The sequence below is a fragment of the Arthrobacter agilis genome, from assembly GCF_002953615.1.
Lineage (GTDB): Bacteria > Actinomycetota > Actinomycetes > Actinomycetales > Micrococcaceae > Arthrobacter_D > Arthrobacter_D agilis_B.
In genome coordinates, this window is the sequence record NZ_CP024915.1 from 1,479,999 (window position 1) to 1,484,203 (window position 4,205).

Sequence of the window (4,205 nt, forward strand, 5' to 3'; positions counted from 1 at the left end):
GCGCCAGCCCCATTCGAGGAACGCCTCGGGGGACAGGGAGCTGCGCAGCAGGAACAGGACCAGGGTGGCCAGGATCATGCCGACCGGGACGCCGATCTGCGGGTAGGCCCCCCAGAAGCCGCGCTTGGCCACGGGTGCATGCTCGACGGCCATGAGGGCCGCGCCGCCCCACTCCCCGCCGGCGGAGAAGCCCTGCAGGATGCGCAGCAGCATGAGGAGGATCGGCGCCCAGACGCCGATCTGCGCGTAGGTGGGCAGCAGCCCGATCAGGGCCGTGGATGCGCCCATCATGATGAGCGTGAAGACGAGCATCGCCTTGCGGCCCATTCTGTCGCCCAGTCGGCCCGCGATGACCGCGCCCAGGGGCCGGAAGAAGAAACTGATACCGATCGTGGCCCACGCGACGAGCTGGGCGAGCCCGGGGCTCTCCGTCTCCAGGGGGCCGAAGTAGACGGTCGCGAAGACGAGTCCCGCCGCCTGAGCGAAGATGAAGAAGTCGTACCACTCGATGGTGGTGCCGACCATCGTCCCCGCGAGGACCTTGCGGTCGGCAGCGCTCATGCCCCGCCGTCCGGTGGGCTCTGCCCGTTCTGAAGCCAATGCCATGAAAAACCCCTTTGTCTTTCGGTGCGTGCTGCTGATCCTCCCGGGCGGTCGACGTCCGGAGGAGGCGCCGGGGCGCCATCGAGTACGAAATCGTATACGAATGGTAGGCTCCGTGCAGGGAGCGGTCAAGGGTCCTTCCCCGCCCTCGCCGGGACGCCGGGAACCCGGACGCCGCTCCGAAGAGCCCTTTTGGTCGTAGTGTTCACGGACCGCACCCTGTCTCCGGTGGATAATGCCCCACAGTCCTCAGTACTGTTTGAGCATGGCCACCTCCCTCAGAAACAGCCGCGCAGCCGCGCTTCCCGCGAAGCTCTCCCGATCTTGGCTGCTGGCGTCCGCTGCTTCCGAGGACACGTTCATCCCGGCCCTCACGTCCGAGGCCGATTCCGTGGTGTTCGACATGGAGGATGCCGTTCCCGCGGCGGGCAAGGCCGAGGCCCGCGAGCGCGTGGTCGAGGCGCTGTCCACCGGCATGACGGCCTGGGTGCGCGTCAACGGCATCGAGACCGAGTACTGGGCCGAGGACCTCGCGGCCCTCTCGAAGGCACCGGGTCTCCGCGGCGTCATGCTGGCCATGACGGAGAAGCCCGAGCAGGTGACCCACACGGCCATGCGCCTCCAGGCGGGTACGCCCGTCCTCGCCCTGATCGAGTCCGCGCTCGGCATCGAGAACGCGACGGCGATCGCCAGCGCGCCCGGTACCTTCCGCCTGGCCTTCGGCGTCGGCGACTTCCGTCGCGACACCGGTGCGTCCGATGATCCGATGGCGCTCGCCTATGCGCGTTCCAAGCTCGTGGTCGCCTCGCGCGTCGGGCAGTTGCCCGGCCCGATCGACGGCCCGACGGTCGGCGCCCTGGGAGAGGAGCTGCTCGAGGCTTGCAAGGTCACGGCTTCCATGGGCATGACCGGCAAGCTGTGCCTGCTCACGGACGCGACCGACACCATCAATCGGGGACTGTCGCCCAGCGAATCAGAGATCAACTGGGCTGCTGAACTGCTGCGTGAGCACGCCGCGGGTGCCGTGGTGGGCGACGGCTCCTACCTCCCCCGCCTCGCACGGGCGCAGAAGATCTCCTCGCTCGCCGACTCCTACGGTCTCTGGAACGCCTGAGCCGGAAAGATTCCTCGTCCTCCTGCATCCAAACGGCTGCGCCTCCGGGTATTACCGGATGTCAGTGGAAACAGCCCCCGAAGGGGCCGGGTCGAGGAGATGTCATGCAAAGAAGCCTGTACGCCGTAGGAGCCGCCGCAGTCGTGGGAGCAGCGTCCATCGCTGCTCCAGCAACGGCCGCAGAAACACCAGCCGTCGCATCGCTGTCGGTGCTTCACGGCGTTCCTGATCTCACCGTCGATGTGTACGTCAACGGTGCCCTCACGCTGGACGACTTCGCTCCCGGCGAGCTGGCCGGTCCGCTGGAGTTGCCGGCGGGGGCCTACCAGCTGGCCGTCACGGCGGCGGATGCAGCCGACGCGAGCGCGCCGCTCATCGGTCCTGTCGACGTCAACCTGGCGGCGGGCGGGAACTACACCGCGACCGCCAATCTCGATGCCGAGGGGAACCCCACCGCGAATTTCTACACCAACGACCTCTCCACCGTCGAGGCCGGCAAGACGAGGGTCACGGTCCGCCATGTCGCAGCCGCCCCCGCCGTCGACGTCCTCGCAGGGGGAGCGCCGATCCTCCAGAACCTCAGCAATCCGGGTGAGGCATCCCTGACCACGGACGCCGGCACGGTGTCGGCATCGGTGGCTGCCACGGGCACCACCGCTCCGGTGATCGGCCCTGCGGACCTCACCCTCCCCGAAGGCACATCGACGATCGTCTACGCCTGGGGCAGCCTCGAGGCGGGGAACCTCGCGCTGGCCACACAGGTCATCGAGGGCCTCCACTCCGCTCCCGGTGCCGTCCCCGGCGGTCAGTCCGGCCTCGCGGCAGAGGACGACAACGGAGCCGCCGTCGGCATCGGTGCCTTCCTGCTGGTGCTGCTCGGCGGTGCGGCAGCGGCCTCCCGCCGGCGGGCCGTCCGGGTCTCCAGCTAGCCGTGCGGGGTGGGGAGGCGGCGTCGCCTCCCCACCCCGCGGAACCGTTCTCGAAAGGAAGATCCGAGACAGTGCAGTCCAGTCAGCGAGGAATCACCGCAGCCCTGCTCGCCGCCGTCGTCCTCGCCGGGTGCGCGCCGGGCGACACCTCGGCACCCCCGGAGCCGGCGCCGTCCATCTCGTCACCCTCGGCGGTTGCACCGGTTGCACCGGTTGCACCGGTTGCTCCCGCGGCCGACCCGGCGGCCCCGGCGACGGGCGCCACCGGCGTTCCCGTCCAGCCTGCAGATGCGGCGCTCAGGCCGGCGGATGCGGCTCCCGTGGCACTCGACATCGCGGGCACCGACATCTCGGTGAGGGTCGTCGACGTCGGGATCGATGCGAACGACGCCATGGAGATACCCGACAGTTTCTGGGAGGCCGGCTGGTACCGGTACGGACCCGCCCCCGGGGCTGAAGCCGGCAACGCTGTCCTGGCAGCCCACGTGGACAGCCTCACGGAGGTCATGCCCTTCGCCCGGTTGAAGGATGTGCCCATCGGCACCATCGTCACCATCACCCTCGACGACGGGCGGTCCCTCGGTTACCGGGTCTCCGACGTGCGGAACATCCCGAAGGCGACGCTGGACGGATCGGAGATCTTCGCCCGCGACGGCGACCACCAGCTCAGGATCATCACGTGCGGAGGGGAATGGCTGCCGGACGAAGGCGACTACGAGGACAATGTCGTGCTCACTGCCCTGCCCCTCTGACTTGCCGCGGTGAGGGCGTAGGATCGCAGGACGCCGCGCCGGTGCGGCCCCCGCGCTTGAGGAGTGGACCGTGGCACCTCCGGGCCCTGAGTGGACGAGGGAGCTCGACCTCGAGTTCTCTGCAGGAGACGAGGGTGCCATGGCGGCTGCCTACCGGAGTTTCTCGCCCCTCGTCCACACGATCGCGCTCAGGTCGACGGGTGACCGGGCGGCGGCTGCGGACATCACGCAGGACGTGTTCGTCAGGGCCTGGCGCTTCAGAAGCAGCTTCGACCCGGAGTCCGGCACGGTACCGGGATGGATCCTGGGGATCTGCAGGAACGTCGTCCTCGACTCCCTGTCGGCGAAGGGCAGGCAGCAGCGATTGGTGATGCACTCGGCGGCAACCCCCGAAACCGGCGTCACCCGGGATCACGGGGTTGATACGATCACTGACCGGGTGGTCCTGGGGTCCGAACTCGAACTGCTCGGCGAGCCGCAGAGTTCGATCCTCAAGCTCGCCTTCTACGAAGACCTGACGCACCAGCAGATCTCGGCCCGCCTGAATCTCCCCCTGGGGACCGTCAAGAGCCACATACGGAGAAGCCTTGTGCACCTGCGGCAACGATTGGGGGAATGGAATGCAGCATCTTGACCCCGACCTCGTCGGTCTCGCTGCGCTCGACGAGCCCCTCGATTCATGGTCACGGGAGCACCTCGGCCTGTGCCATGCCTGCTCCACCGACGTGGAGGAGTTGCGGAGCGTCGTCATGGTCGCGAAGGCCGACGGGTCGACGACCGTGCTCGAGCCGCCGGGACCGGCGGTCT

5 protein-coding genes and 1 pseudogene are annotated in these 4,205 nt (G+C 68.7%); 5 read left to right on the plus strand and 1 reads right to left on the minus strand.

Features of this window, described 5'->3' with window-relative positions; genetic code table 11:
* Positions 1-606 (minus strand): MFS transporter (locus CVO76_RS07110; RefSeq protein ID WP_244186254.1); only part of this gene is annotated, 606 nt, incomplete at its 3' end.
* Positions 607-868: 262 nt separating this feature from the next.
* On the opposite strand from CVO76_RS07110, the gene CVO76_RS07115 reads away from it, so the two are divergent.
* From CVO76_RS07115 to CVO76_RS07135, 5 genes and pseudogenes are all read left to right on the plus strand, one after another.
* A complete protein-coding gene (locus CVO76_RS07115; protein WP_133081475.1) occupies positions 869-1,717 on the plus strand; it encodes an HpcH/HpaI aldolase/citrate lyase family protein in 849 nt (282 codons plus the stop codon).
* Between the two features lie 104 nt (positions 1,718-1,821).
* The gene (locus tag CVO76_RS07120; protein WP_133081474.1) at positions 1,822-2,646 is read left to right on the plus strand and encodes a DUF4397 domain-containing protein; all 825 of its coding nucleotides are present in this window, start codon (positions 1,822-1,824) and stop codon (positions 2,644-2,646) included.
* A 71-nt stretch (positions 2,647-2,717) separates the two neighbouring features.
* On the plus strand, positions 2,718-3,398 hold the full coding sequence (locus CVO76_RS07125; RefSeq protein WP_208741479.1) for a class F sortase: 681 nt from the start codon (positions 2,718-2,720) through the stop codon (positions 3,396-3,398).
* A 70-nt stretch (positions 3,399-3,468) separates the two neighbouring features.
* Positions 3,469-4,032 carry an RNA polymerase sigma factor gene (locus CVO76_RS07130; RefSeq protein ID WP_244186255.1) on the plus strand — a complete coding sequence of 188 codons (564 nt, stop codon included), beginning with the start codon at positions 3,469-3,471 and terminating at the stop codon, positions 4,030-4,032.
* Positions 4,019-4,205: pseudogene (locus CVO76_RS07135) on the plus strand (anti-sigma factor); the annotation flags it as partial. The gene CVO76_RS07130 and the pseudogene CVO76_RS07135, both read left to right, overlap by 14 nt.